Genomic DNA, 25,873 nt, shown 5'->3' on the forward strand with positions numbered 1-25,873 from the left:
TTCATGACATCCGTCAGCGGCCTCACGCACTGATCGTCCATAGGGACTCTTCTCGGGACCAGATGGACGACACGCGTGACCGGACGGACGACATACGTGACGGTATGGACGACACGCGTGATTGGGCGGACGACGAGCGTGTCGTCCGCCTGATCACGCGTGTCGTCCATCTGATCACGCGAAAAGCGTCCGTCAGCGAGGCCCGGCGAGCGGGACGGCGCGCCGGTCGCCCGACCGCACCATCGCCAGCAGGGGTTTCGCGGCCACCGCGAGCAGCCGGGCCGCGAAGGTGCGGCCGTTGCGGCGCGCGATGTCCGGGCCGAAGGCGTCCATCAGCGCGACGAGCCCGGGCAGCGGCCGGACGAACAGCGTCACTTCGGTGATCAGCCCGTCTTCGCCGATCTTCAGCACCGCCGCCTCTTCGATCTCCTCGCCGCCGATGCGCGCGGTGTAGACGACGACCCGCGTCTCGCCGTCCCCGGTGTCGGTGTGGAACCGGACGTCGCGCAGATGCGTGTACGCGACCTCCAGCAGCGGCCTGAGTTCCGCGTGCCCGGTGAACCGGACCCGGCTCGTCAGCGGTGAGTGCACCACGACGTCCGGCGCGAAGGCGCTCAGCGCCAGGTCCACGTCCCGGGTCTCGAGGGCGCGGCGGTACCGCTCGGTGGTTTCGATGCTCATCGGTCCTCCTGGATCAGGTTCCCCAGCCCGCGCCACAACAGATCCGTCGTGAGCGCGACGACTTGCTCCCGCGGGATGTCGCGGTTGTCCCACCACCAGGTGGCGATGGCGTTCAGCGCGCTCTTCGCCGCTTCGGCGAGCGCTTCGTTCGCGCGGTCGCGCGGCAGGTCCGCGGTCAGCGCCAGGCCGGGGATCTGGGCGAACACCTCGGTCAGCTGTGCGGTCGACCTGGCCTGGCCGCGCCGGTGCACCTCGGCGACGCCTTCGTCGGACGGCGTCTCGGCGAAGATCATCCGCCAGCCGCGTTCGTTCGTCTCCATCCAGGCGAAGATCGCCGCCACCCTGGCGCGCAGCAGGCCCTCGGCGGTGTCCGACGGCGGCAGCTCCGCCCAGCCGGCCAGCAGACTGTCCACTTCGGACTCCAGCAGACCGGCGTACAGCGCCGCCTTGGACGGGAAATGGTCGTAGAGCACGGGGGTGCTGATCCCCGCCGCGGTCGCGACCTCGCGCATCCCCGCCGCGTCGTACCCGGACGCGGCGAACACCCGCGCCGCCGCGGCCAGGATGCACTCCCGGCGTTCTTCCCTGCTCAACCGCTTACCTGACATCGGTCAGGTACGCTACCACCTAACCTGACAGCTGTCAGGTAGCGCTCCGGGTAACCTGGTCGATCGTGCGCACAGTCGTAGTCATCGGGGGCGGGATCGTCGGTCTCGCCACAGCCTGGGAACTGACCAAACGGGGTCTGGACGTCACGGTGCTCGAGAAGGAGGAGCACTGGGCGGCCCACCAGACCGGGCACAACTCGAACGTCGTGCACGCCGGGCTCTACTACAAGCCGGGTTCCTTCAAGGCCAGGATGTCCACCGCGGGCAATCGGTCCATTGTGGACTTCGCGCGGCAGTACGGGGTGCCGGTCGAGGTATGCGGCAAACTCGTCGTCGCCACGTCCGAAGCCGAGCTTCCGGCGCTCAAGGTGCTCGCCGAACGCGCGGAGGCCAACGGGGTCCCGGCCAAACTGATCACCCCGAGCGAGGCCCGCGAGTACGAGCCCGAGGTCTCGTGCGTCGCCGCGTTGCGCGTGGAGTCCACCGGCATCATCGATTTCCCCGCCGTCTGCGCCGCGCTGGTCCGGTTGCTCGACGAGTCCGACGCCGACCTGCGGCTCGGCACGCCCGCGCTGGGGATCCGGCCTGGCCGCACCGGCGGTGTCGAGGTGGCGACCGGCGACGACGTGATCCACGCGGACGCCCTCGTCAACTGCGCGGGCCTGCACGCGGACCGGGTCGCCCGGCTCGCCGGGCTCACCCCGAGCGCGCGGATCGTGCCGTTCCGCGGCGAGTACTACGAACTGAAACCCGAACGCCGCCACCTGGTGCGGGGCCTGATCTACCCGGTTCCCGACGCGTCGCTGCCGTTCCTCGGCGTGCATCTGACCCGCATGCTCGACGGCAGCGTGCACGCCGGCCCCAACGCCGTGCTCGCGCTGCGGCGCGAGGGCTACACCTGGCGCGATGTCTCCGCGAGGGACCTCGCCGAGGTCGCCCGTTTCCCCGGCGTCTGGCGGCTCGCGCGCAAGTACGCGTACCCGACCGGGCTCGACGAGGTCCGCCGGTCGTTCTCCCGCCGCCGCTTCGCCGAAAGCCTCGCGCGGCTCGTGCCCGCCGTCACCGAGGACGACATCGTGCGGCACGGCTCCGGGGTCCGGGCACAGGCGCTGCGCCCGGACGGCGCCCTCGTCGACGACTTCCTGATCGAGACCGCGCGGAACCAGGTGCACGTCCTCAACGCGCCCTCACCGGCGGCGACCAGCGCGCTGGAGATCGCGAAGCACATCGCCGACGAGGTGACCGGCCAGGCCGTGTCCTAGGACGACGGCGGCAGGTTCGTGTTCAGCAGCGGAACCGCGGCCTTGATCACTTCGCACGCCTTCGCGGGGTCGTCGAGGTTGCCCGCGATGATCGCCACCGTCGACGTCGCGGTGATCGCGATACCCGCCGCGCACAGTTTGCTGCCCGACTCGGTGTAGATCTTCCACTTGCGACCGCCCGACTCGAAGTCCTGCGGTTCGCCCTGCGAGATCAGCGTCGGAGTCTCGTCCATCGCCGTCGCCGGGTAGAACCAGAGGTCGAGCGCCTTTTCGCCCTTTTCGCCGTCGGTATCGGCCCATTCACAGCCGACCTGGTTCGGATCCGAGGTGGACTTCATCGGTTCGCCGGTGGGGGCGAGCCGCAGCTGGGCGGTCTGCTCGGGCTTGAGCATGGCGCACGGGTCGGTGCTCACGAGCGGACCGCCCGGCTCGGCGGGCTTCTGCCCCGGCGGGGCGGTGATCTGCGGGTTCTGCTCCCCGCCCGGCAGCTTCGACGCCACGGCCGGGGCCGCCGCCTTGGCGAGGTCGCACGCGTTGCCCTCGGTGCGGTCGGGGCTCTCGCTGGAGATCTCCACGAACGAGTCCGGCGTGAGCTCCGTGCTCAGCGAGCAGTAGGTCGGCCCGAGGATGGTGGCGTACCGCGTCCAGGTGAAGCCGCCGATGCCGAACTTCTCGCCGGGCTGGGCGCCGTTCATGTACTCGTTCACGGACAGGTCCTTGCTCAACGCGACCTCGAGGCTCGACGCCTTGCGCACGCCCTCCAGCTCGCGGAACCGGCAGACCGCGGGCACCTTCTGTTCGGGTTTGGCGGGGCGCTCCGCTCCGGGATAGGTGACTCCCAGCGCGTTCGCGTGTTCCTCCGAGAGCAGTTTGCACGGCTCGGCCTTCGTGATCACGGGTCCCTGTCCGGGCACCGGCGAGGCCGTACCGGCGATCGTCGACGTGCAGCCGCCGAGCGTCAGCACCGCCAGCCCGATCGCGAGCGAGTTCCGAAACCGCATGCGTCCCCTCCTCATCGGCTCGCACACTACTTGTGCGCGGCCGCCGTTCACGAACCGGCGGGCAGCGCGGCGCTCACCGTCGGCAGCGCGGCCCGCAGCAGGTCACAGGCTTTCGTCTCGTCGTCCCAGTGGCCGCTGGACACCTTCACGGTGGACGTCGCGGTGATCGGCAGCGCGGCCGTGCAGTACTTCGTGGCGGCGTCGGACCGGACCGTCCACTTGCGACCCGCGAGGTCGGTCTCTTCGGGGGTGCCTTGGAGTCCGGCGACGTCGGCGACGGCCGTCGACGGGAAGAACGTCACGTTCAGCGGACGCTGCCCCTTGTCGCCGTCGGAGTCCTTCCACTCGCAGCCCTTGTCCTCGGGATTGGCCAGGTTTGCCGGATCGACCGGGGTGCCCTGGGCGATGGCCAGCTTCGCGGCTTCGTCGGGCTTCAGCAGCGTGCACGGGTCGGCCTGCAGCAACGGGCCGGAAGGCTCGGGTTTCTTCTGTCCCGGCGGCGCGACGATCTTCGGGTCCGGCACGCCGCCGGGCAGCCTCGAGGCGATCGCGGGGGCGGCGGCGAGCGCGAGATCGCAGGCCGTCGACTCGGGCGCGCCCGTCTGGGTCTCGCTGCCGAGCTCGACGAACGAGGACGGCCCGAGTTCGGTGCTCAGGGAGCAGGCCGTCGGGCCGAGCGGCGACGCGTACCGCGTCCAGGTGAAGCCGCCGATGCCGTACTTCTCCCCCGGCTGGGCACCGGCGTAGAAGTCGTTCAGCGGGATGTCGACGCTCTGCGTGATCGAAAGGGACACCCCGCGCGGCGAATCGTCGCGTTCGGACAGCAGGCACATCGGCGGGAGCTTCTGTGCCTGGTTGCCCTTCGTCTCGACACCCGGCTGCTTGAGCGCCAGGGCGTCGGCGTGTTCGGGGGTGAGCAACGAGCACGGCGCCGCCTTGGTGAGCACCGGCCCCTGGCCGGGCACCGGCGACGCCGTACCCGAGATCGTCTCGGAACATCCGCCGAGCAGGAGGACCGCCGCGAACAACGCGGTGATCGGCTTGCGACGGCGGTTCATCGGGGGTCCCTCCTCGGTGCGGACCCTACTTCGATGTCGGCGTGAGCACCTCGGTTCCGCCGAGGAAGGGACGAAGCGCCTCCGGCACCCGGACCGAACCGTCTTCGAGCTGGTGGTTCTCCAGGATCGCGACGATCCACCTGGTGGTGGCGAGCGTGCCGTTCAGCGTGGCGACGGTCTGCGGGCGGCCGTCGTCGTCGCGGTAGCGGATGCCGAGGCGGCGGGCCTGGAACGTCGTGCAGTTCGACGTCGAGGTCAGCTCGCGGTAGGTCTCCTGCGACGGCACCCACGCCTCGCAGTCGAACTTCCGGTACGCCGACGTGCCGAGGTCGCCGGTGGCGGTGTCGATCACCCGGTACGGGACCTCGATCTTGGCGAGCATCTGCTCTTCCCAGTCCAGCAGGCGCGCGTGCTCGGCCTCGGCGTCCTCGGGACGCGTGTAGACGAACATCTCGACCTTGTCGAACTGGTGCACGCGGATGATGCCGCGGGTGTCCTTGCCGTACGAACCGGCCTCGCGGCGGTAGCAGGAAGACCAGCCCGCGTACCGCTTCGCGCCCTTGCCGAGGTCGAGGATCTCGTCGGCGTGGTAGCCGGCGAGCGGGACCTCGGAGGTGCCGACGAGGTACAGGTCGTCGTCGCGCAGCCGGTAGACCTCCGACGAGTGCGCGCCGAGGAATCCGGTGCCCGCCATGATCTCCGGCCGCACGAGGGTCGGCGTGATCATCGGGGTGAAGCCGTTCGCGGTCGCCTGCGCGATCGCCATGTTCAGCAGGCCGAGCTGGAGCTGGGCGCCGACGCCGGTGAGGAAGTAGAACCGCGAGCCCGACACCTTCGCGCCGCGCTCCATGTCGAGCGCGCCGAGGCCCTCGCAGAGTTCGAGGTGGTCCTTCGGCTCGAAGTCGAACTTCTTCGGCTCGCCGACGTGCTTGAGCACGACGTAGTCGTCCTCGCCGCCTTCGGGAGCGTCGGGGTGGACGAGGTTCGGCACCAGGCGGTGCAGCTGCTCGAACTCCTCCGACGCCTCGGTCTGCTCGACCTCGGCCGTCTTGACCTGGGCGGCGAGCTCCTTCGCCTTGGCGAGGAGCTCGGCCCGCTCGTCGCCCTGCGCCTTCGGGATGAGCTTGCCCAGCGACTTCTGCTCGGCGCGCAGCTTGTCGGCGGCGGCGATGGAGGACCGGCGGCGGGAGTCGAGGGAGAGCAGCTTGTCGACCACTCCTTCGTCCTCGCCACGAGCGCGCTGCGAAGCGCGCACGACGTCCGGTTCATCGCGCAGAGTCCTGGGGTCAATCACGAATGCAGAGGGTAGTCCGTGGCGGCCGCACAAAATGTGCGGGTCCGCGCGGATGACCCGACAGTCTGATCGTTGCCGCCCGTTTCGGCCGCTCCCCATACTGGGATCTCCCTGCTGCGGACGGAGAAACCCGATGACCGATGCGGACCTGCTGGCGCGGCACAAGGCGGTGCTGCCGTCGTGGCTGGCGCTCTACTACGACGAGCCGATCGAGATCGTGCACGCGCAGGACCGCCGGGTCATCGACTCGACCGGGTGCACCTACCTGGACTTCTTCGCGGGCATCCTGACGAACTCGATGGGCTACGACGTCTCGGCGATCAGCGACGCCGTGCGCAAGCAGCTCGACACCGGGATCTTGCACACGTCGACGCTGTACCTGATCCGCTCGCAGGTCGAGCTGGCCGAGCGCATCGCGAAGCTCTCCGGCATCCCCGACGCGAAGGTGTTCTTCACCAACTCCGGGACCGAGGCCAACGACACCGCGCTCATGCTCGCCACCCAGTACCGGCGCAGCAACCAGGTGCTGGCGATGCGGAACTCGTACCACGGACGGTCGTTCGCGACGGTCGGCATCACGGGCAACCGCGGCTGGTCGGCGTCGTCGCTCAGCCCGGTGAAGGTGAGCTACGTGCACGGCGGCTACCGGTACCGCAGCCCGTTCCGCGAGCTTTCGGACACCGAGTACATCGACGCGTGCGTCGCGGACCTGGTGGACGTCCTGGAGACGGGCACTTCGGGCGACGTCGCCTGCATGATCGCCGAGCCGATCCAGGGCGTCGGCGGCTTCAGCTCACCGCCGGACGGCCTGTTCAAGGCGATGAAGGAGGTCCTCGACCAGTACGGGATCCTGTTCATCTCCGACGAGGTCCAGACCGGCTGGGGACGGACCGGGGAACACTACTGGGGGATCCAGGCGCACGACGTCGTCCCCGACGCGATGACCTTCGCGAAGGGGCTCGGCAACGGCCTCGCCATCGGTGGTCTCGTGGCGCGCGGCGACCTCGTCGACTGCCTGACCGCGAACTCGATCTCGACCTTCGGCGGCAACCCGGTCGCGATGGCGGGCGCGGCCGCGGTGCTCGACCACATCGCCGACCACGACCTGCAGGCCAACGCGCTGGCCCGCGGCAACGAACTGCTCGACGGCCTGCGCGCGGCGGGGAACCCGCTGATCGGGGACGTGCGCGGCAAGGGCCTGATGATCGGTGTCGAGCTGGTCGAGCCGGGCGGCATGACCCCGAACCCGGGCGCCGCGGCGCGGATGATGGAGGAGACCAAGGCGCGCGGGCTGCTGATCGGCAAGGGCGGGCTGCACGGCAACGTGCTGCGGATCGCGCCGCCGATGACGCTGACCGCCGAAGAGGCCGCGGAGGGCCTCGGGATCATCGTGGACGCGCTGGCCGCGGTGTCCTGACGAACGCTAGGAAAGGACCGTTCCTTGCAAATTTTGCAAGGAACGGTCCTTTCCTAGCGTTCAGGAGCGGGCGAAACGGGCGATGACCTCGCCCAGCCGCCCGCCGGCGTCCTCCTGCAGGAAGTGACCCGCGCCGGTGATCGTCGGATGCTCCAGTTCGCGGGCGCCGCGCATCGAGCCCCGCAGTTCGAGGCCCCACGGCGCGGTGATCGGGTCCCCGTCGGAGAACGAGACCAGGAACGGCTTGTCCAGTTCGGACAGCACCTTCAGCGCGGCCCGGTTGGCGGCCGACGCCGGATCGTCCGGGGTGATCGGCACCAGGGACGGCATCGCGCGCGGCGCGGCCTTGTACATCTCGTTCGGGAAGGGCGCGTCGTAGGCGGCGCGGACCTCGTCGGACAGCTTGGTCTGACAACCGGACTGGACGAACCGCCCGATGTCGATGACCTGGGCGTTCTCCATGGCGTCGCGGAACTTGTGCCAGAGCTCGGGCATGTCGGTGTCGCCGGTGGGGAGGCCGGTGTTGGCCGCGACGATCCTGGCGAAGCGGTCGGGGTTCTCGGCGACCAGCCGCAGGCCGATCAGGCCGCCCCAGTCCTGGCCGACCAGGGTGACGTCGGTCAGGTCGAGGACGTCGACGGCGAACGCGCGCATCCACTCGACGTGCCGCTGGTAGGTGTGGTCGACCATGTCGCCGGGTTTGTCGGAGCGGCCGAAGCCGACCAGGTCGGGCGCGATGGCGCGCAGCCCGGCGTCGGCGAGCACCGGGATGACCTTGCGATAGAGGTAGGACCAGGTCGGCTCGCCGTGAAGCAGGAGAACGGGCGGTCCGTCCTCGGGTCCGGCCTCCACGTATCCCACTCTGATCACGCCGCCGTGAAGGTCGACGAGCTCCGCGTAGCGCGGTTCGAAGTCGAAATCGGGCAGGTCCGAGAACCGGTCGTCCGGTGTCCTTAAAAGGCGCACGACTCCCACGTTAGTGGGAATCGTGCGCCTATGCCGTTTTCAGTACGTCAGGAAATCACGAAATGGCAACGGCCACGATGAGGCCGAGGGCCAGGTGCGCGGAGGCCACCACGACGCTGGCCGGGGCGAACTTCTCGCTTTCGATGGTCGAGCGGATGTCGATCCGGGTCGCCCACTCCAGCAGCCGGACGGCGGCCACCTGCACGATGATCCCGAGCAGGCCGTAGACCAGCGAGGTGATGAGGCCCTCGGTGAGGTCGCTGGCGGAGTTCGCGATCGCCACGACGATGATGAACGCCATCGACAGCAGGCCCGACGCGGTGACGATGACCGCGTTCGGCAGACCGCGGGTGACCAGCTGGGACAGCTTGCCGGGCGTGGTCCAGTCGATCGCCCAGAACCCGGCGAACATCATCAGCAGGCCGACGACGCCGTACAGCAGGATCGCGCCGATCCCTCGCACGAGGTCGGAGCCGAACGTGTCGGACAGCGCAAGGGTGGTGGTCACAGGGGTTCTCCAGAAGTCAGGAAATGTCAGGTTTGTGCGGTTGCTTCTATCACGACTCGACGATGCGGTGCGGGACGAACGCCGCACCGTCGTCCGTGACGAGTCCCGCGGTCTCGCGGATACCGAGACCGGCGGCCTGGTCCCCGACGATCCACGCGCCGAGCGCGGGCCGGTAACCCTGGAACTCCGGGAGCGGGTCGAACGCCTGGTAGACGTACCCTTCCGCGCCGTAGACCCCGTCGGTCTGCGTCTCGTAGCCGGTGGCGACGATCTGCACGTTCGCGCCCTCGCGGCCGAGTTTCGGCTTGCGGACGTACTCGGTCAGCAGACCGGGGTCGTCGGCGAAGGCGGGCAGCAGGTTCGGATGCCCCGGGTAGTTCTCCCACAGGATCGCGAGCAGCGTCTTGTTGGAGAGGATCATCTTCCACAGCGGCTCGACCCACAGCGTGCGCGGCATGGTCTCCACGGCGAAGCGGCCGAACTCCTCGTCGACCACCCATTCCCACGGGTAGAGCTTCACCACGGTCGCCATCTGCGCCTCTTCGAGGTCGACGAACCGCTTGAGCACCGGGTCCCAGCCGATCTCCTCGATCGACAGGCCGACGGTGTCGAGCCCGGCCTCGGCCGCGGTCTCCTGCAGGTACGCCGTCGTGACGTGGTCCTCACCGGACGGATCGGCCGAAGACCAGGTGAAGTGCAGTTCGTTCGAGGGCAGCTTGTCGGCGAGTTCGCCCCAGCGCTCGACGAGCTTCTCGTGGATGGAGTTCCACTGGTCGTCCTCGGGGAAGACCGCGGTCTTCCAATGCCACTGCAGCACCGCGGCTTCGAGCAGCGAGGTCGGGGTGTCGGCGTTGTACTCGAGCAGCTTCGCCGGGCTCTTGCCGTCGTAGCGCAGGTCGAACCGGCCGTAGACGTGCGGATCCTGCCGCTTCCACGACTCCGCGATATGCGGCCAGACCCACTCCGGGATGCCGAAGCGGTGGTACTGCTCGGTGGTGATCACGTTGTCGACCGCTTCGAGGCACATCGAGTGCAGCAGTTCGACGTCCGCCTCGACCGACAGGATCTCGTCCATGTCGAAGACGTAGTGGACCGACTCGTCCCAGTACGGCCGGGACTTGCCGGAGCCGTCGCGCGCGGGCGTGCCGAAGACCAGCCCCTGCTCTTCGACGATGTTCTGCCAGTCCCGCCGGGGCGGCTTGGAATCCCGGTACACCTACGAGCCCCCGCTCTTGCCGCTGCCGCCGGAGCCGCTCTTGCCGCTGATGCCGAACCCGCCGCGCTGGACGGTCGAGCCCGACTTCGTCCGGACGTTCGCGTTCGACGGTGCGGTGTACGAACCACCCGACACACGCTGGCCGATGGTCCCGGTGCCGCCGTAGTTGTAGCGGTAGCTGTCGTACCGCCCGCCGCCGATCGGGATGAAGAAGAAGCCACCGGAGTGGTAGCCGCCGTGCGACGTCACGTACCGCTCGTCGCAGTTCTGGTCGTCGCTGATGATCTCGGTGTCCTTGGCCGCGCAGACGGCCGTGACCTCCCGCGGCTTCGCGACCGAATAGAACGTCGCGACCAGCCCGACCAGGCCGACGGTCACGCCCGTGCCGATCAGGAGCTTCTTCTTGGTCGAAGACTTCTTCTCGGCGGCGTGAGCGGCCTCCGCCGCGAGTGCCTCCTGGCGCTGCTGTTCCGCCAGCGCCTGCTGGCGTGCCCGCTGCTCGGCCAGCGACGGCTGCCGCGCCTGCGTGCTGCTGTCCTGGAAGCGCATGGTGCCGCGCCTGGGCGGCTGCTGTGCCGATGCGCCCTCGGGGGGAAAGCGTCCCTCGGACGGTGGCACCTGTGGCCCCTGGTTGTCATCCTGCGTCATCGAAGCTCCGTAATCGCCCGCCGGCCCGAACTCGTGTCCAACACTAACCACCCGGTACGCGCACCTTACGTGCGGCGCGGGCATCATGGAGTGGATGTCTCAACAGGCCGAGCGGTTCCGTGATCCGCGAAACGCGCTGAGCACCCTGCGCACCCGGCTCGTCATGGCCGGTGTGTTCGCGGGCGCGATCATCGCGCTTTCGCTGAGTGTGGCGTTTTCGTGGAACGTGGGCCCGGAGGGCGGTGCGGGCGGCGGCGCCCCCAAACTGTCGCCCGCCGCGGCCGAGGCGTTCCAATCTCCCCCTGGCACCTGCCTGACCTGGAACAACCCGGACGCCACCGACGCGCGGCGCGTGCCGTGCGCGGAGTCCCATCTGTTCGAGGTCACCAGCATCGTCGACATCGGCGCGCAGTACCCGCCGGGGGTGCCGAGCCCGAACCTGGAGCAGTGGCAGGAGATCTCCCGCTCGCGTTGCACGATCGACGTCAAGCCGTACCTCGGCCGCAACCTCGATCCCTACGGCAAGCTGAGCATGAACCTGCTCCGGCCGACGCCCGCGCAGTGGGCCGACGGCGACCGGCAGCTGCGGTGCGGTCTGCAATGGGCGGGGCAAGGCGGCAAGCTGCAGCCGACCAAGGGGCCCGCCAAGGAGCAGGACCAGTCGGCGGTGTGGGAGCCGGGCACCTGTCTCGCGCTGCTCAACAACAGCTTCGGCGACCCGATCGACTGCGCGCAGACGCATTCGTACGAGATCATCGCGACGCTCGACCTCAAGACGAAGTTCAAGGACGGCTACCCCTCACAGGAGCAGCAGAACACCTGGCTCGACACCGAATGCTCGACGGCTTCGCAGGAGTACACCGGCAACGCGGATCTGGCGGCGAAGAAGCTCATCCTCAGCTGGGACGTCCGCGAGCAGGAGAGCTGGGACGCCGGGTCCACGCTGGTGAACTGCAAGGTCGCCGCGGTCCTTCCGGACAACAAGGGGCTGGCGCCGGTCACCGGGAGCGTCAAGGTCGGCAACGGCGAGGCCCCGCCGCCGTCGTCCTCCTCGCCCCCGAAGACCGGAGGGTGATCGCATGCCCGTCGAGATGACCCAGCAGCGTTTCGAAGAGCTGGTTTCGGAGGCGCTGGACGAGCTCCCACCCGAATTCGCGGACGCCATGGACAACGTCGTGGTGCTCGTCGAGGAGTTCAACGAGGAGTCGCCCACGATCCTCGGGCTCTATCACGGAGTCGCGCTGACCGAGCGGACCCACGAGTACGGAGGGGTGCTGCCCGACCGGATCTCGATCTACCGGCGTCCGCTGCTGCAGATGTGCGACACCGAGGAAGACGTCGTCGAGGAGGTGCTGATCACGGTGGTGCACGAGGTCGGGCACCATTTCGGCATCGACGACGAGCGGTTGCACGAACTCGGCTGGGGGTGAACCGCCGCGCACGTGATAGCAAAGGTCCCTTGCTCTCCTCGCGACGGATTCCGCGCCACCGGTGGCATGGTGGGTGATTTTTGTGCGTGGAGCACCAAGGGTTCTCCGGATTCTTAACTGCGTGTAACAACCCCGCCACTTTGGGCGACAGCCCCGCTAAACTTTTCGACACGTTGTCGCCGGTCTTCGCCGGCGAATGCCTGGGGAGACGGTGCATGGCCGAGTCGACGGTGCGAAGGAGGAGCGACCGGCGGTTGCGCTGGCTGCTCGCGTCCAGCGCGGCGTCGAACCTCGGCGACGGGATCGGCAAGGTCGCGTTCCCGCTGCTCGCGGTCACCCTGACCCGGGACCCACTGCTCATCGCCGGCCTTTCGGCGACCCAGTTCCTACCGTGGCTGCTGTTCGCGCTCCCGGCGGGCGCGCTGCTGGACCGCGTCGACCGGCGGCGGGCGATGATCCTCGCGAACGGCGCCCGCGCGGTGGTCGTCGGCGGGACGGCCGCGCTGGTCGCCGCGGGCGGGGTGACGATCTGGATGGTCTACGCCGCCGCCCTGCTCATCGGCTTCGCGGAGGTGGTCGCCGACAGCGCCGCGAACGTGCTCATCCCGGCGGTCGTCGGCGAGGGTTCGCTCGACGGCGCGAACAGCAAGCTCCAAGCCTGCGAGATCGTCGGCCAGACCTTCCTCGGCGGACCGGTCGGCAGCGCCACCTTCGCGCTCTTCGCGACCTTCCCGTTCTTGCTCAACTCGGTGGGCTTCGCGATCGCGGCGGTCGTGTTGCTCGGCCTCGCCGGGAGCTACCGGCCGCGCTCCGCCGAGCGCGCCACCACCGACCTCCGCACCGAACTGGCGGAGGGTTTCCGCTGGCTGAAGCGGAGCAGGCTGGTGCTGCGCCTGGTCGTCCTCGCCGGGGCGATCAGCCTGGTCAGCGAACTCGCGCAGGCACAGCTGGTGCTGTACGCGATCGAGTACCTGCATCTCAGCGAAGCGGCCTTCGGGCTCTTCGCGTTCGTCGGCGGCATCGGTGGTCTGCTCGGCGCGGCCGTCGCCCCGCGGCTGGTGAAGGTGTCCAGCCGTCGCGCGGTGCTCCTCTGGGGGACGGCCTGCTGCGGAGCGGCGTTCACCGGCATGGGCCTGACGAGTTCGCCGGTGGCCGGGGCGGCGCTGTTCGGCCTGTTCGCGGCGGCCGTCGTCGCGGTGAACATCGTGCTCGGGACGGCACGGCACACCCTCGTCCCCGGCGACCTGCTCGGCCGGGTGCTGGGCGTGTGGCGCACCGTCGTCTGGGGAGCGATCCCGGTCGGCGCCTTGCTCGGCGGCGTCCTCACCCACGCCCTCGGTTCCGCGGCCCGGACGTTCCTCACGTCCGGGCTTCTGCTGTTCGGCGTAGCCGGTTTCGCGTTCGTCTCGTTACGGCCCGGAGCCTTCGATGACGAATCGGCCACGGAGGAGCGGGTTCTCCACCAAGACCGGTGAAAACCAAGGTCTTTGGTGCTGAAATAGCCCATCACCGCCACGGGTGACGGGGAGAGGTCCGCGATGCAGCAGACACTGGTGCCGGAGGCCGGCGTGGGGACGACAGAACCTTCCAGACGCCCGCAAGTGCTCACCGCAGTCGCCGGTTTCGTGATCGGTGGCGGCGTGATCGGCATGCTCTGGGCGCTCTCGGGCGTCAACGCGGGTGCACTCGAAGACGCGCAGGCGGCGTGCTCGGCGCTGGCCAGGGTCGGCACGATCCCCGACACCACCGACTCCGCCCCCGGCGACCAGACCGTGGCGGTCCTTGCGCCCGAGGTCCTGCACCGGATGACGGCCGCGCGCGAACTCTCCGCCGCGGCGGCCGCCGCCAACGACACCTACCGGCCGCTGGCCGAGCACATCGACGGCGTCAGCAGGATGGTGTTCAGCCTGCACTTCAACCAGATCTCGGGACAGCGGCACCTCGTGCAGGCCGAACAGCTCTGCACCCAGCTCTAGCCCTTGTGGACGGTCTTCACGGTCAGCTGGTTGCCCGAGATCTTCCCGGTGCAGCCGAGTCCCTGCACCGCCAGGAAGTTCGACGCCGTCTCCTGCGGCAGGTACACCCGCAGGCCCCTGGTCTCGACCGGCTTGCAGACTTCCTCGGGGTAGTTGCGGACGTTCGCGAAACCGACGTCCGCGATCGCGCTCTCGCCGTTGGCCAGCTGCACCGGGTCGCCCTTGGCGCCGTCGCGGTACGCGGCCTCACCGACCTGGTGACCGTCGGCGCCCGTCACGTAGGAGATACCAGGGAAGCCCTGGATCGTGCACGGGTGCCCGCTCGCGTTGGTGATGACGAGCTTCCGGTACACCGTTCCCGCGGCGGCGTCGCTGTCCTTGATGGACAGTTTGACGTCGCCGGCCTTGCAGAGCCCGTCATTCTTCGAAGCCTGCGCGGGCGGCTGGGCGGGTTGCGGCGTCGGCGTCGAAGCCGAAGAAGTCGCGCTGGGCGCCACCGAGGTGTCCGGCGCCGAACTCGACGGTGACGCGGACGTGTTCTGCGCGACGGGTTCGGTCCCCGAACCGCACGCGCTGGCCAACAGCAGCCCGGCGGTACCCGCGACGAGACCGCCGATGGAGATCAACTTCGAACGAACCATGGTCATTCGCCTCCCTGTATCCGGGTGACCCACCGTCCAGTAGACGTGTCGTCCGCCGACGAGGTTGCGCCCCACCGGTTAATTCCCCACAAGGTGTTAATCGATCTTGTGTGCTGTGTTCCCCGGCGGGGGTGGAGGCAAACGCGGTGAAGGACGCCTCCCCACGTGACCGGCGGCCATGAGACCGCACTCACGTGATCGAAGGCGGAACTCGCGTGATCAGCGGCGGAACACCCGAGTGCGGCCTCCAGTCTGGTCGGACATAACGACATCAATCGGGCACGCAGTCCGCGCAAAATGTCCGTTATCGCGTCAGGGTTCGACGGGGGTTTCCGCCCAGGTGAGGCACGTCCAGCCGTCGGCGGTCCCGACGAGCTCGACGACGCCGGTGTTCGGGATGAGGCCCTGGTTGGCGATCTCGGCGGTCACGTTCCCGGCGAGCCATTCGCCGCCGAGCCGGATCGCGCCACCGTGGCTCACCAGCACCACCGTGCCGTCGGGGTCGGCCTGCTCGTGCTTGGCGCGCAGCCGGGCGACCGCGTCGAGCAGCCGGGCGCGGACCTGCGCGCCGGTCTCGCCGCCGGGGATCGGCGGGTCGAGTTCGCCGAGCGTCCACCGGCGCACGACGCTCATGTAGGTGGTGATCGAGTCCTTGTCCGTCTTGCCTTCGAGCTCGCCCGCGGCGACCTCGTGCACGCCGTCGAGGACCTGGACGTCGAGGCCGAGCTTGGCGGCCAGCGGCGCGGCGGTCTGCTGGGCGCGGACCGCCTGCGAGGCGTAGACCGCGACGATCGGCTCGCCGTCGAGCCGCGTCGCGAGGTCCCGCGCCTGCTCGCGGCCCAGCTCGGTGAGCGGCGGCCCGGGCAGCGCGGTGTCGAGCGCGCCGCGGACGTTGCCGTCGGTCTGGCCGTGGCGGACGAGGAGAAGTTTCACGCCTGTGCTCCCTTCCGAACCGCGGCGACCCAGTCGATCGCCTCGGTGAAGTCCTCGTTCGCGGCGCCCGGCTCGACCTCGGTCCTGCCGTTGTCCGCGCGCGGGTGGGAGCCGAGGAACCGCACGTTGCGGCACCGACGGCGCAACGCGGCCAGCGCGTCGCCGATCCGGGGCTCGGACACGTGTCCCTCGAAGTCGATGAAGAAGCGGTACTCGCCGAAGTTGTTCCTGGTCGGCCGGGCGTCCAATTTGGTCAGGTTGATCCCGCGGACCGCCAGTTCGGTGAGCAGTTCCGCCAGGGCACCGGTCCGGTTCGTGGCGGCGGCGACGATCGACGTGCGGTCGGCCCCGGTCGGCTCCGGCAGTTCACCGGGAGCGCGGACCAGCAGGAACCGGGTCTTGGCGTCGCGGACGTCGGCGACCTCGGTGGCCCGCACCTCCAGCGGATAGTGCTCGACCGCGACCGGCGCGGTGACGGCCGCGTCGAACTCGCCCTCGGCCACCGCGACCGCGGCCGCAGCCGTGGAGGACGTCGCGACCGGATGAGCGCCGGGCAGATTCGCCTCGACCCAGTGCCGAACCTGCGCGAGCGCGTGCGGATGGCTCGCCACGGTGCGGATCTCGGTCGTGCCCGGCCTGGTCAGCACGCTGAAGTGGACGGGCAGCAGCACCTCCGCCACCGCGACCAGCGGCTCGGCCTCGCTCAGGCTGTCGAGGGTGGCGGTGACCGCGCCCTCCACCGAGTTCTCGATCGGGACGCAGGCCGCGTCGGCCGCGCCCGAGCGCACCGCGGCCAGTGCCGCCGGGATGGTCTCCGCGGGGATCAGCTCCTCACCGGAGGCGAGCCGTCGCGCGGCCTGTTCGGTGAAGGTTCCCTGGGGGCCGAAGTAGGCGATCCGTGACACCCCGCCAGATTACGCACGGCGCGGGTGGCGACTTTCACTCGGACAGCCGGTACGCGCGCCGGTTACGCCAGGTGGCTTTTTTTGCCATGCTTAGGGCGTGACCGCCGAACCGGGCACGCACACCGGCCACGAGGATGTCGGCGCCTCTTTCGCTCCCGTGCCGGACCATCCCACTCCGGAGCTGGTGCTGTGCGCCGTCGATGACCTGCTCGCCCAAGCCTGGACGACCGTCGCGGACACCGTGGACGGCCGGGTCTTCGTGCACCGCGGATCCGTGCTCGACGTCGTCGCGCAGGCCGTCGTCAGCCCAGCGAACTCCTACGGCTGGATGCGGGGCGGCATCGACGCCGTCTACGCCCGCGCGTACCCCGGCGTCGAGCAGAACGTCCGCAGCGCCGTCCTCGCCTACCACGGCGGCGAGCTGCCGATCGGCGAAGCGGTGATCGTGCCGACCGGCGAGGCGGAGCCCGCCTGGCTGATCAGCGCGCCGACCATGCGGGAACCCGGCGAACGCCTCCCGCGCGACACCGTGCACCCGTACCTCGCCGCCCGCGCGGTGTTCCAGCAGTGGCGCGACGCCAGCCTCGACCAGGGCCGCGTCCGTGATCTCGTGCACACGATCGCGATGCCGGGGCTCGGTACCGGCGTCGGCGGGGTCGCCCCCGCGTCCTGCGCCCGGCAGGTCGCCGCGGCCTGGGACGAGGTCTTCACGCCCGGCCGTCCCCGTAACGGACGGTAACGCCCCGAAGCGGGCTACATCACATCGCAGCGCGTTCACGAGCCGTAAGCCCTACCGTTAAAGCGGCTTCATCCGGTTCGAGGCACGTTCACCCGCCGAGAACTCGTCAACACGGTTTTGTACGGCGCCAGCGCAGGCGACGGGCGAGGAGTGTGCGATGCCGCGGGTCCGTGAGCTCAGTCCCTACGTCGAGCTGCACCGTGAGCAGTGGCGAGAGTTGCGCAGGTCGACTCCCCTGCCGCTGACCGCCGCGGAACTGCTGCGGCTGCGCGGTCTCGGTGAACAGGTCGACCTGGCCGAGGTCGCCGAGGTCTACCTCCCGCTCTCCCGGCTGATCAATCTCCAGGTCGCCGCCCGGCAGCGGTTGTACGAAGCCACCACCACGTTCCTCGGTGAAGACAGCCGGGGCACCAAGGTGCCGTACATCATCGGCATCGCCGGAAGCGTCGCCGTCGGCAAGTCGACCACCGCGCGCATCCTGCGCACGCTGCTCGCCCGCTGGCCGGACCACCCCCGGGTCGACCTGGTCACCACCGACGGGTTCCTCTACCCGCGTACGGAACTCGTCCGGCGCGGGATCATGCACCGCAAGGGTTTCCCGGAGAGCTACGACCGGCGGGCGCTGCTGCGGTTCGTCACCGAGGTGAAGTCCGGTGCCGAACGGGTCAGCGCGCCGGTGTACTCGCACCTCGCCTACGACATCCTTCCCGACGAGGAACAGGTCGTTCAGCAGCCCGACATCCTGATCCTCGAAGGGCTGAACGTCCTCCAGCCCGGCCCCCGGCTGACCGTGTCCGATCTGTTCGACTTCTCGATCTACGTGGACGCACCGACGACCGACATCGAACGCTGGTACATCGAGCGCTTCCTCAAGCTGCGGCACACGGCCTTCGCGGATCCCGCGTCGCACTTCCACCACTTCGCCGGCCTCCCGGACGACGAGGCCCGTGCCGAGGCGCGCCACCTGTGGCACACGATCAACGAGCCGAACCTGATGGAGAACATCAAGCCGACCCGGCCCCGGGCGACCCTCGTGCTCCGCAAGGACGCCGACCACACGATCAACCGGGTCCGCCTGCGCAAGCTCTGAGCGAGCACACCGCGTAACCGGACGCTCGAGGGTTTCCCGCTCCCCGCCGTTCCCTCACAAGCAGCAACCTTCGCACCACCTGCGAGGCAACGGTGCGTTCCCGTCGCGCACCGCTGTCGCCGAGCGGCTTTCCTCGGCCGATCGGCCGATCCACGCTCAGTACGTGTAACCGGTTGGCCGATACCGGCTACAGCCCCCCACGGCGACCCTTGTGTCAGGGGAACAAGAGGTCTCGAACAGACCTTGAGCAGGGAGGAGGCTCACGATGTTCTCGATCATCCTGACCTGGGTCGGCTCGATTCTCGGACTCGCACTCCTGGTGGCCATGGCGGCCGGCGCCTTCGTCGTCGACTTCGACGACGCCCGGGGGGACCGCCGCCGGAAGAAGCCCCAAGTCACCGAGACCAAGGGCTCCCCCGCGGCTCCGCTGAGCTGAGCCTCCGGCGCTCAGAGCTCGCCGAGCGCCTTCCGGTAGTCGTCGACGTCGTAATCCATCTCGTGTTCGCCCGCTTCGGCGAGCTGAGCGGACAGCGCGTCGATGAGGCGATCGAAGATCTCCTCACGCTCCTGCCCGGTCTCGCTCAGCCGCCGCACGGCCTGCCAGACCTCGGCGGGCTCGTCGTCCCAGAGCTGGTCGACGATCGTGGTCTTGAGCGCGAGCCGCATCCTCGGCTCGCCGTCGAAGGTCTCCTCGGCCAGCGCCTCGTGGTACTCGGGGTGCTCGCCGATCACCAGCAGGCGGCGCTGTTCGGGGTCGGCGGGCTCCAGTTCCAGCTCTTCGTCGCCGATCTCCGCGTAGACCGTCGGGACGGCGAACATGCGGCGCGCCAGGGCGTCCGCGAGTTCCGCCGGGTCCTCGATCCCTTCCGAACCGTCGAAGTAGACGTCCAGCGCCGAATCCTCGTCCTGCGCGAACTCCTCCAGGAACTCGGTCGCGCTCTCCAGCAGCGCCACCCGCGCGGCCTCGGGGAGCCCGGCGCGGTCGGCGGCCCAGGTGACCCAGCCGAGCAGGGCGGGCTCCAGCGCGTCTTCGTAGGCCTCGTCGATCTCGAACTCGCCGTCCAGCAGCGACTCGAGGAACCGGGCGAGCTTCTCGGGACCGACCCGCAGCGGGCTGCCCGGCTCGGTCTCGCAGCCGTAGTCGACCAGCAGGCGCGCGTAGAACCGCGTCGCGTCCGTGTCCTCCACGAGCCCGGAGCCGATGAAGTCGGCGACGACCTCTTCGCGGACCTGCTCGGGCCATTCGGAGATCTCGGGCGACGGTTCCGGCGCGGGCATCGCCCGGATCCAGGCCAGCGCGAGCGCGTGGAACCGCGCGTAATCCTCGCTGACGTCGGGTTCTTCGACGACGTCCGTCGCGGCGAGGCCGTCCGCGAGCAGCTGGTGGGCGCGCTCGGGCAGGACCCGCTCCAGCGTCACCAGCTCCGGATCGTCGGCGGCCTGCTGGCGCATCTCGGCCAGCACGTCCTGCGGCTTGTCGACCACGACGACGTCGCGGATCCGGCCGCCCTCGGTGAAGTCGACCAGCGCGAGCAGGCCGTGCTCGACACCGCCGCGGGTGAAGACGCAGAGCAGGGAGGACTCGTCACCGAAGACGTCGCCGGTGCGCCAGCAGTCCCCCACGGTCACCGCGGCGAGGTCTCCCACCCACTCCGGCTCCGGGATCCCGCGGCCCAGCACGGTGTTCAGCGCCGCGGCGGCCGCCTCGCGCTCTTCCTCGGTCTCGGCGAAGACGCGCAATCCGGCGAGCAGCGCGGCCGCGGCGGGGGTGATCTTCCGCTCGGCGAACGCGATGAGCTCCAGGCCCAGCGGCGTCTCGTCCTCCTCGACCTCGATCTCCCACCACTGGCCGAGCACCTCGGAGGTCAGCAGCTCGACGTCGAGCACCTCGGGTTCGGCGCCAAGGGTCGAGAAGTCCCGGAGGACGTCCTTGAAGAGGCCCGTCACACTCGGAGTGGAGGGCTGGGCTGCCTTCTTGCGGGCACGGCTGACCGGACTCATGGCGACATGTTTTCACGCGGACCCGATCGGGCTCGTCGCGGTGGTCCCGGGCGCGGAACACGGGTCCCGTCCGCGGGGAGGACGCGGGCGGAAACCGGTTACAGGACCACCGCGACTTCGACCTTCTTCGCCGGGTTTCCTCGGTTCACTCCGAATAACGACCGCCGACGGGCGCGGTTACGGTTTTGGGAATGGCGATTCTCGCCGCTTTGACCTCGGCGATCAGCCGGGTCTTGCGTTTGTGTATTTCCACCAATGTGCCGAGATACGAGCTGAATTCTTCAGCCATACCGGCCTTTTTGTGCACCGTGCGCAGTTTGCGCAGTTGCCGGGCCGCCTCGCGGTAGGAGTTCGGGTCTTTCCGCGTGATCAATTCTTCGACATGGTCCCGATACACGGGAATGGTTTCGGCCGGATGGGCGACGGAACGCGCGTCCGCGAGTTCGACGCGCACCGGCAAAGAGGCTTCGAACCGCACCGCCGCCCGCCAAGCCTCGTCAACGCGATCCTCGCCGAGCAACGCGCGGACGAGTTCGTCGGCGGCCTGGGTGCTTCCGGCGGCGAGTTCGCGCAGACGGGCCAGCGCGGTCTTCCGCTGGGCGACCCAGCGCCCGGTTTCCAGCGACTCCTCGCGCAGGGCGAGGTACGTCGCGGCCGTGGGATTCTCGTCGAACTCCTTGCGCGAAAAGGGAACCGGCTCCGGCTCCGGCGGTGGCGGCTCTTCCTTCTTGTCGTACGTGAGCGCCCGCGCCGCATGCGCGATGGCCTCGCTGTGCCGCCCCGCCGCGCGCAGGACGCGCACGATCTTGAGGCTGACGTCCACCCGCGGCGGTTTGGCGGCGAGGATCGCGACGAGCGCGTCGACGTCGCCGGACACCTCCGCCAGTTCCTCGCGCAACCGCTCGGCCGTCTCGCGTTTCGCACCGGACGGCTGCTCCGCCAGCACCTTGTCCACAGTGGACTTGATCCGCGCGATTCCCTTTTCTCCCAATGCAGAGGCGAAGTCGGCCAGTTCGATGGCAGGCCAGCCGGGCCCGTCGAACTCGACTTCGAGGATCCAGGCGGCCAGGCTCTCGGGATCCGGCGGACGGGCCGCGCAGGCCCGCGCGTACAGCTCGACGGCCCGGTCCAGCCGGTCCGCGACCTCGCCCGAGGTGTCGTCGATCTGCTCCAGCATCTCGCTGATGTCGTCCACAGTCCGGCGGGCGAGCGGTGCTAGATCGGCCCGGCTGCCTGCGTCGAGAAGCCGCTGAAGCGTGTCGAGGACGGAGCCGACCTTCGCGGCGTACTCGACGTTGTTCGCCAGCACGGCGGTGTCGAGGAGACGGTGCGCCTCGGCGACGTCACTCCCCTGGGTGGCGAAACGGTTCTCCAGAGCCCGCCGTAACTCAGGGTCACGCTCGGCCTGGGCGTGCAGCAGGTCCGCCAGCGTTTCCGCGTCCAAAGTACGCAGGTAGGGGCGCAGATCCGTCGGGGAACTCACCCGGACAAGTCTGCCCGACCGCTTCGCCGACTCGTGTGGGCCAACAGCGTGCTCTTTTCGGCGTAATCACTCACCAGGTGTGACCAGGTCAGCGGCGCCGCGTCCAGCCGCGAAGGACAGCGGATGATCGGGATCGGGAGCCGGCCGGCGAGCCGCATGACGATCGCCATCACCACCACCGCGAGCAGCGAAATCGCCGCGGCGGCGGCGAGGGCGCCGCTCAGCACCCGGCGTCCGCCGTCGATCGCGAGCTGCGCCGAGTACTCGATCTGGCGCGCGGCGAGATCGCCGAGGGTCCGGCCGACGACGCCGGCCGCCGCGCGCCAGGCGTCCTGGCCGACAGGCGGCGGCGTGGCCGCGCTCAACGCGGTTTCGACCGCGCCGAACCGGCTCCAATCCACGCTCGCGACAAGATCGCGGTAGGTCCGACGGCTACTTTCCGTCAGCTTTCCGGCGACGGCGTCGAGCCTGGACCGGTAGGCGCCCACGGCCGCGGCGTAGTCGCGCCGCCCCTCGTCGTCGATCCCGGCGACCGCGAGGGAATCGCTGCGGTCCATGCCTTCGACGGCGGTGAGCAGCTCGACGGCGATCGTCTGCTGATAGCCGACTTCGGCGTCCGGGGCGGCCCGCGCGATCTCGCGCAACGAGGAAAGCGAAGTGTCGATGCGATCGGCGTACGCGGTGTACGTGGCGGAACGACTGCCCGGCGCCCGCAGCGCGACCGCCCGCTCACGCTGCAACGCCGCGATCCCCCGGCTCGCCCCGGCCATGACGACCGCCCCGCCCTCGGCGTCGTCACGGTCCTGGATGGCCTGCTGGACGAGGAATCCGCCGATGAACAACGCGACGAGCACCAAGGCCGCGCTCGGCACGAACGCGATGGAGAGCATGCGAGCGCGAAGGCTTCGCTGGTACGTCAAGACTTTCCTTCCGGATCGGTTCCCCGACGCCCAGCGACGTTAGGCAAGTTGCAAATTGCACGTCAACGCTCGTCCGCCATACGGCCGTTAGCGCACCGTGACGATCTGGTAGGCACGGCACGTGACTCTCGACGACCTCAACCAGCGCCTCCGCGACTTCGCCGCGGCACGGGCCTGGGAACCGTTCCACACTCCGAAGAACCTGGTCATGGCGCTGTCCGGCGAAGTCGGCGAGCTGACTTCGCTGTTCCAATGGCTCACCCCGGAGGAATCGGCGAAGTGGCGCTCCGACCCTGAGCTGGCGCACAACGTCGTCGACGAGATCGCCGACGTCACGCTGTACCTCCTCCAGCTGGCGAACAGCCTCGGGGTGGACCTGATCGAGGCGGCCAACGCCAAGATCGATCGGAACGAGCACCGGTTCCCGGCGCCCGACGTCAAGCCCTGACGGCGATCTGCCAGCCGCCGAGCAGGCCCCCGACACCCAGCACGCCCACGAAAAGGCCCGCGGCGAGCCCCGCGCCGCCGAACAACGCGAGCACCGTGATGAACATGAGCAGCATCCCGAACCCCATGAGGGCCCGGCCGCCCCACAGCTTCACCGACGGTGGGGACGGCACTGGCGGTATGTACCCGTGCGGAACAGGTGGCTGCGGGTAAGGAACGAAGGCAGCCGTCGGCTGTTCAGCGGTGTAGACCGGCCGGTGCACCGACGCCACGGGAGCCGGGACCGGGGCGGGCGGCGGCACGGGGATCGGGGCCGACACGGGCGCCGGCCGCGGAACGAGACCCAGCACTTCACGCGCCTCGGCGACTCCGAGCACCTTCGCGCCGAGTTCACCCGCCCTGGCGATCCGTGGCTCGGCAGGGGGCACCCCGGAGCCCACGACCAGATGGGTCACCGACGCGGTGAGCTTCTTCGCGAGCTGAAGGCCCGCGTCGAGCACTGCGGCGCGCAGATCATCCTCCGCCAGCCCGTCGCCGAGAACGAGGACGCGGCGGCGCACACCGGACGCGGCCCCGGTGGCCCGGAGCCCGTGCAGCGTTTCGGGCACCCGCAAAGCCGCCGCGACGGCGCGCAGATCCCGTTCTTCCTCCGCGGTGATGACGCCGTCGCTTTCGGCGAGCTCGCGCATGGCCTTGACGAACCCGGTGTGCACGCGGTGCAGATCGGTGTCCGACATCCCCGCCGCCGAGGCCGCAGCACCGAGTGCCCTCGCCTCGTCGTCCGAAATATGACGGTCCGCCAAGGCGTTGCCGAGCAGCTCGACGTAGGCGTCCTGCAGCGAGCCGGTGGCTCCGAACGCGGCCTCGGGTACCCGGTCGACGAAATCCGCCATCCAGGTGCCGCCGCTCGGCACCACCACACGACGAGGCGACAGACGCGTGGCGGGCGCGAATCGTGGCAATTCCGGGAACACCGGCCGTTCCGTGAACCTGAGGCCGTGCGTGTTCACCAGCGTCGTCACGATCCGGGCGCATACGTAGGCGTCGGCGAGCGCCGTGTGCGCCGCGAACTCACCGACGCCGACCGCCTCGGCGACCGTGGCCAGGCGATAGTTCGGCAACCGCAGCGCACGCCGGGCCGCGGCCAGCGTGCACACGCCCGGCATCGCCGGGATCCGCGCGCCCAACCTGCCGGACTCCCCGTCTAGGAATCGCGCCTCGAAGGGCAGGTTGTGTCCGACCAGGACACTGCCCTGGCAGACATCGAGGAAGTCACCCAGTATCTCGCCGAGATAAGGAGCGCCGTCGAGCTCACGGCGGGTGATCCGGTGCACGTGGGCGGGGCCGGGATCCACGCCGGGGCCCGGATTGACCAGCGTCGAAAACTCACGCAGGACCGTGCCGTCCGCCCGGACGCGCACGGCCGCCACCTCGACCACGTGTCCGGGGTGCAGGCCGGTGGTCTCGAAGTCGATGGCGGTGAATTCGGTCGTCCCCGCGGCGAACCGGCCGTCTGGAGTCAACGCGAGATTTCCGACTGTCTCCGCCATTTCGTTTCCTTTTCTCGAAGCGTCTACCGGTGGATCGTGACGTCACCGTCCGCGTAACGCCCGAATTCCGACGGTGACCCGTTCGTGGCCGCTTCGTGACAGAAATGCCGAGCATGTAACACCATTCGCCGGGGGAACGACAAAAACCGGCGAAGCTCACCCGAAGCAAGAATCCCGAGGACGCCCATGCACACCGGTCCCTCCCGCGACAAGCGGATGCCCCGCTGGATGATGATCGTCCTCGCCGCCTTTTCGGTACTTTTCGTTCTCGGCGCCGTGTTCGGGAAAACCCCTCAGCCACAACAAGCGCAGCCGGTCGCGGCCAAAAGTGCCGAACAGACGACGTCGCCCCCGCCGACCTCCTCGGCCACCGCTCCGAGCACCTACCGGATCGCCGAAATCGTGGACGCCGGCACGGTCAAGGTGACCGGTCCCGACGGTGAGAAAATCGTCAGGATCCTCGGTTTGACGCCCCCTCCGAATACGAACGGATGTTTCGCCGAGGAAGCCCTCGCGTGGGCAAAGAACACACTGACCGGCCAAGAGGTCATCATTCGATCGGTATCCGATGAGGCAGGTGCCGCGCTGGCATCGGTGAGCATGGTGAACGGCGGTGACTACGCCACCACCGCGCTCAAAGCGGGATACGCGAAATTCGCGAGCAGGGCGGTCGAGAAGACCATCGGTACCGCGCTGCAGGCCGCCGAAGACGCCGCGCGAACGGCAGGGAACGGGCTCTGGGGGCCGCCCTGCTTCGGCAAGATCGACACACCACCGACCTCCGTCGCGCCACCGCAGCAGCCGGCCGCCCCGCCGATCACCCGGGCCGAGCCCACCACGAAGAAGTCCACCCCGCCGCCCGCGGCGGCCGAACCGGATCCGCCCAAGGCGGTGTCCTACGCGAACTGCGACGCCGTGCGAGCGGCCGGAGCGGCGCCGTTGTACGCGGGCCAGCCCGGCTACAACCGCAAACTCGACCGAGACGGCGACGGCGTCGCCTGCGAGCCGAAGAAGTAGTTCCCGGCGCCCGATTAGCCGCCTTTCGGGTCTTGTAGGCCGTTCGGCCGACCGGAAACACTGTGCCGACGTCCCTGGAGGT

27 protein-coding genes are annotated in these 25,873 nt (G+C 69.4%); 11 read left to right on the forward strand and 16 right to left on the reverse strand.

Translation table 11 applies throughout. The annotated features are described in order from the left end of the window. Positions 1–192 precede the first annotated feature (192 nt). The gene (locus tag ED92_RS05185; RefSeq protein WP_037333523.1) at positions 193–681 is read right to left on the reverse strand and encodes a nuclear transport factor 2 family protein; all 489 of its coding nucleotides are present in this window, start codon (positions 679–681) and stop codon (positions 193–195) included. Continuing rightward, a complete protein-coding gene (locus ED92_RS05190; RefSeq protein ID WP_037333527.1) occupies positions 678–1,274 on the reverse strand; it encodes a TetR/AcrR family transcriptional regulator in 597 nt (198 codons plus the stop codon). The genes ED92_RS05185 and ED92_RS05190 overlap by 4 nt, the downstream gene beginning before the upstream one ends. 80 nt (positions 1,275–1,354) lie before the next feature. Between ED92_RS05190 and lhgO the strand changes: the two genes are divergently transcribed. Continuing rightward, entirely contained in the window at positions 1,355–2,551 is a 1,197-nt protein-coding gene (gene lhgO, locus ED92_RS05195; protein ID WP_037333530.1) for an L-2-hydroxyglutarate oxidase, read from the forward strand. On the opposite strand, the gene ED92_RS05200 is transcribed toward lhgO, so the two are convergent. From ED92_RS05200 to serS, 3 genes are read right to left on the reverse strand one after another with little or no spacing between them, the layout of a single operon-like run. Then, positions 2,548–3,552 carry a DUF3558 family protein gene (locus ED92_RS05200; protein ID WP_037333533.1) on the reverse strand — a complete coding sequence of 335 codons (1,005 nt, stop codon included), beginning with the start codon at positions 3,550–3,552 and terminating at the stop codon, positions 2,548–2,550. The genes lhgO and ED92_RS05200 overlap by 4 nt on opposite strands. Positions 3,553–3,599: 47 nt before the next feature. Beyond that, positions 3,600–4,610, reverse strand: coding sequence for a DUF3558 family protein (locus ED92_RS05205; protein WP_037333535.1), 1,011 nt, complete (start codon positions 4,608–4,610; stop codon positions 3,600–3,602). Between the two features lie 25 nt (positions 4,611–4,635). Beyond that, entirely contained in the window at positions 4,636–5,904 is a 1,269-nt protein-coding gene (gene serS, locus ED92_RS05210; RefSeq protein WP_073846028.1) for a serine--tRNA ligase, read from the reverse strand. 133 nt (positions 5,905–6,037) lie between these two features. On the opposite strand from serS, the gene ED92_RS05215 reads away from it, so the two are divergent. After that, complete coding sequence (locus ED92_RS05215) at positions 6,038–7,321, forward strand: aspartate aminotransferase family protein (RefSeq protein ID WP_037333541.1); 1,284 nt, start codon at positions 6,038–6,040, stop codon at positions 7,319–7,321. Positions 7,322–7,381: 60 nt separating this feature from the next. On the opposite strand, the gene ED92_RS05220 is transcribed toward ED92_RS05215, so the two are convergent. From ED92_RS05220 to ED92_RS05235, 4 genes are read right to left on the reverse strand one after another with little or no spacing between them, the layout of a single operon-like run. Continuing rightward, positions 7,382–8,287, reverse strand: coding sequence for a haloalkane dehalogenase (locus ED92_RS05220; protein WP_152610830.1), 906 nt, complete (start codon positions 8,285–8,287; stop codon positions 7,382–7,384). A 55-nt stretch (positions 8,288–8,342) separates the two neighbouring features. Continuing rightward, positions 8,343–8,795: a DUF350 domain-containing protein gene (locus ED92_RS05225; RefSeq protein ID WP_016330638.1), complete on the reverse strand. Its 453-nt coding sequence runs from the start codon at positions 8,793–8,795 to the stop codon at positions 8,343–8,345. 49 nt (positions 8,796–8,844) lie between these two features. Beyond that, complete coding sequence (locus ED92_RS05230; RefSeq protein ID WP_037333548.1) at positions 8,845–10,011, reverse strand: glutathionylspermidine synthase family protein; 1,167 nt, start codon at positions 10,009–10,011, stop codon at positions 8,845–8,847. Then, a complete protein-coding gene (locus ED92_RS05235; RefSeq protein WP_037333551.1) occupies positions 10,012–10,560 on the reverse strand; it encodes a hypothetical protein in 549 nt (182 codons plus the stop codon). It lies immediately after the preceding gene. Between the two features lie 193 nt (positions 10,561–10,753). On the opposite strand from ED92_RS05235, the gene ED92_RS05240 reads away from it, so the two are divergent. The 4 genes from ED92_RS05240 (at position 10,754) to ED92_RS05255 (ending at position 14,065) form a co-directional block, all read left to right on the forward strand. Next, on the forward strand, positions 10,754–11,734 hold the full coding sequence (locus ED92_RS05240) for a septum formation family protein (protein ID WP_037333555.1): 981 nt from the start codon (positions 10,754–10,756) through the stop codon (positions 11,732–11,734). 4 nt (positions 11,735–11,738) lie between these two features. Beyond that, the gene (locus ED92_RS05245) at positions 11,739–12,089 is read left to right on the forward strand and encodes a metallopeptidase family protein (protein ID WP_037333558.1); all 351 of its coding nucleotides are present in this window, start codon (positions 11,739–11,741) and stop codon (positions 12,087–12,089) included. Between the two features lie 215 nt (positions 12,090–12,304). Continuing rightward, a complete protein-coding gene (locus ED92_RS05250; RefSeq protein WP_037333561.1) occupies positions 12,305–13,564 on the forward strand; it encodes an MFS transporter in 1,260 nt (419 codons plus the stop codon). Between the two features lie 126 nt (positions 13,565–13,690). After that, positions 13,691–14,065 carry a hypothetical protein gene (locus ED92_RS05255; RefSeq protein WP_235213198.1) on the forward strand — a complete coding sequence of 125 codons (375 nt, stop codon included), beginning with the start codon at positions 13,691–13,693 and terminating at the stop codon, positions 14,063–14,065. Here the strand turns inward: ED92_RS05255 and ED92_RS05260 are convergent. The 3 genes from ED92_RS05260 to pheA all read right to left on the reverse strand — a co-directional run bounded on the left by ED92_RS05260 (position 14,062) and on the right by pheA (position 16,544). Further along, positions 14,062–14,712 carry a DUF4232 domain-containing protein gene (locus tag ED92_RS05260; RefSeq protein WP_037333567.1) on the reverse strand — a complete coding sequence of 217 codons (651 nt, stop codon included), beginning with the start codon at positions 14,710–14,712 and terminating at the stop codon, positions 14,062–14,064. The two genes, ED92_RS05255 and ED92_RS05260, sit on opposite strands and share 4 nt — an antisense overlap. A 306-nt stretch (positions 14,713–15,018) precedes the next feature. Next, positions 15,019–15,639: a histidine phosphatase family protein gene (locus ED92_RS05265; RefSeq protein WP_037333570.1), complete on the reverse strand. Its 621-nt coding sequence runs from the start codon at positions 15,637–15,639 to the stop codon at positions 15,019–15,021. After that, entirely contained in the window at positions 15,636–16,544 is a 909-nt protein-coding gene (pheA, locus tag ED92_RS05270) for a prephenate dehydratase (protein WP_037333574.1), read from the reverse strand. Before pheA ends, ED92_RS05265 begins: the two co-directional genes overlap by 4 nt. Positions 16,545–16,641: 97 nt before the next feature. Between pheA and ED92_RS05275 the strand changes: the two genes are divergently transcribed. From ED92_RS05275 to ED92_RS42970, 3 genes are all read left to right on the forward strand, one after another. Beyond that, positions 16,642–17,283 carry a macro domain-containing protein gene (locus ED92_RS05275; protein ID WP_037333577.1) on the forward strand — a complete coding sequence of 214 codons (642 nt, stop codon included), beginning with the start codon at positions 16,642–16,644 and terminating at the stop codon, positions 17,281–17,283. A gap of 157 nt (positions 17,284–17,440) precedes the next feature. Further along, a complete protein-coding gene (coaA, locus tag ED92_RS05280; protein ID WP_037333580.1) occupies positions 17,441–18,373 on the forward strand; it encodes a type I pantothenate kinase in 933 nt (310 codons plus the stop codon). Between the two features lie 265 nt (positions 18,374–18,638). Next, positions 18,639–18,809 (forward strand): hypothetical protein, encoded by a 171-nt coding sequence (locus ED92_RS42970; RefSeq protein ID WP_162836885.1) that lies wholly within the window; start codon positions 18,639–18,641, stop codon positions 18,807–18,809. Between the two features lie 11 nt (positions 18,810–18,820). Here the strand turns inward: ED92_RS42970 and ED92_RS05285 are convergent, their stop codons facing one another. From ED92_RS05285 to ED92_RS05295, 3 genes are all read right to left on the reverse strand, one after another. Further along, on the reverse strand, positions 18,821–20,374 hold the full coding sequence (locus tag ED92_RS05285) for a DUF1841 family protein (RefSeq protein WP_037333583.1): 1,554 nt from the start codon (positions 20,372–20,374) through the stop codon (positions 18,821–18,823). Positions 20,375–20,519: 145 nt separating this feature from the next. Then, entirely contained in the window at positions 20,520–21,857 is a 1,338-nt protein-coding gene (locus ED92_RS05290) for a hypothetical protein (protein ID WP_152610831.1), read from the reverse strand. Continuing rightward, positions 21,854–22,747 (reverse strand): nitrate- and nitrite sensing domain-containing protein, encoded by an 894-nt coding sequence (locus tag ED92_RS05295; RefSeq protein ID WP_037333586.1) that lies wholly within the window; start codon positions 22,745–22,747, stop codon positions 21,854–21,856. Before ED92_RS05295 ends, ED92_RS05290 begins: the two co-directional genes overlap by 4 nt. Positions 22,748–22,898: 151 nt before the next feature. Here ED92_RS05295 and ED92_RS05300 point away from each other — a divergent pair, with 151 nt between their 5' ends. Then, positions 22,899–23,225: a nucleotide pyrophosphohydrolase gene (locus ED92_RS05300; RefSeq protein WP_037333591.1), complete on the forward strand. Its 327-nt coding sequence runs from the start codon at positions 22,899–22,901 to the stop codon at positions 23,223–23,225. Here the strand turns inward: ED92_RS05300 and ED92_RS05305 are convergent. Continuing rightward, positions 23,215–24,774, reverse strand: coding sequence for a 3'-5' exonuclease (locus ED92_RS05305; protein WP_037333594.1), 1,560 nt, complete (start codon positions 24,772–24,774; stop codon positions 23,215–23,217). The genes ED92_RS05300 and ED92_RS05305 overlap by 11 nt on opposite strands. Before the next feature lie 186 nt (positions 24,775–24,960). Here ED92_RS05305 and ED92_RS05310 point away from each other — a divergent pair, with 186 nt between their 5' ends. Beyond that, positions 24,961–25,791 (forward strand): thermonuclease family protein, encoded by an 831-nt coding sequence (locus ED92_RS05310; protein ID WP_037333597.1) that lies wholly within the window; start codon positions 24,961–24,963, stop codon positions 25,789–25,791. Positions 25,792–25,873: the final 82 nt, after the last annotated feature.

It is taken from the genome of Amycolatopsis sp. MJM2582, assembly GCF_000754115.1.
Classification (GTDB): domain Bacteria; phylum Actinomycetota; class Actinomycetes; order Mycobacteriales; family Pseudonocardiaceae; genus Amycolatopsis; species Amycolatopsis japonica.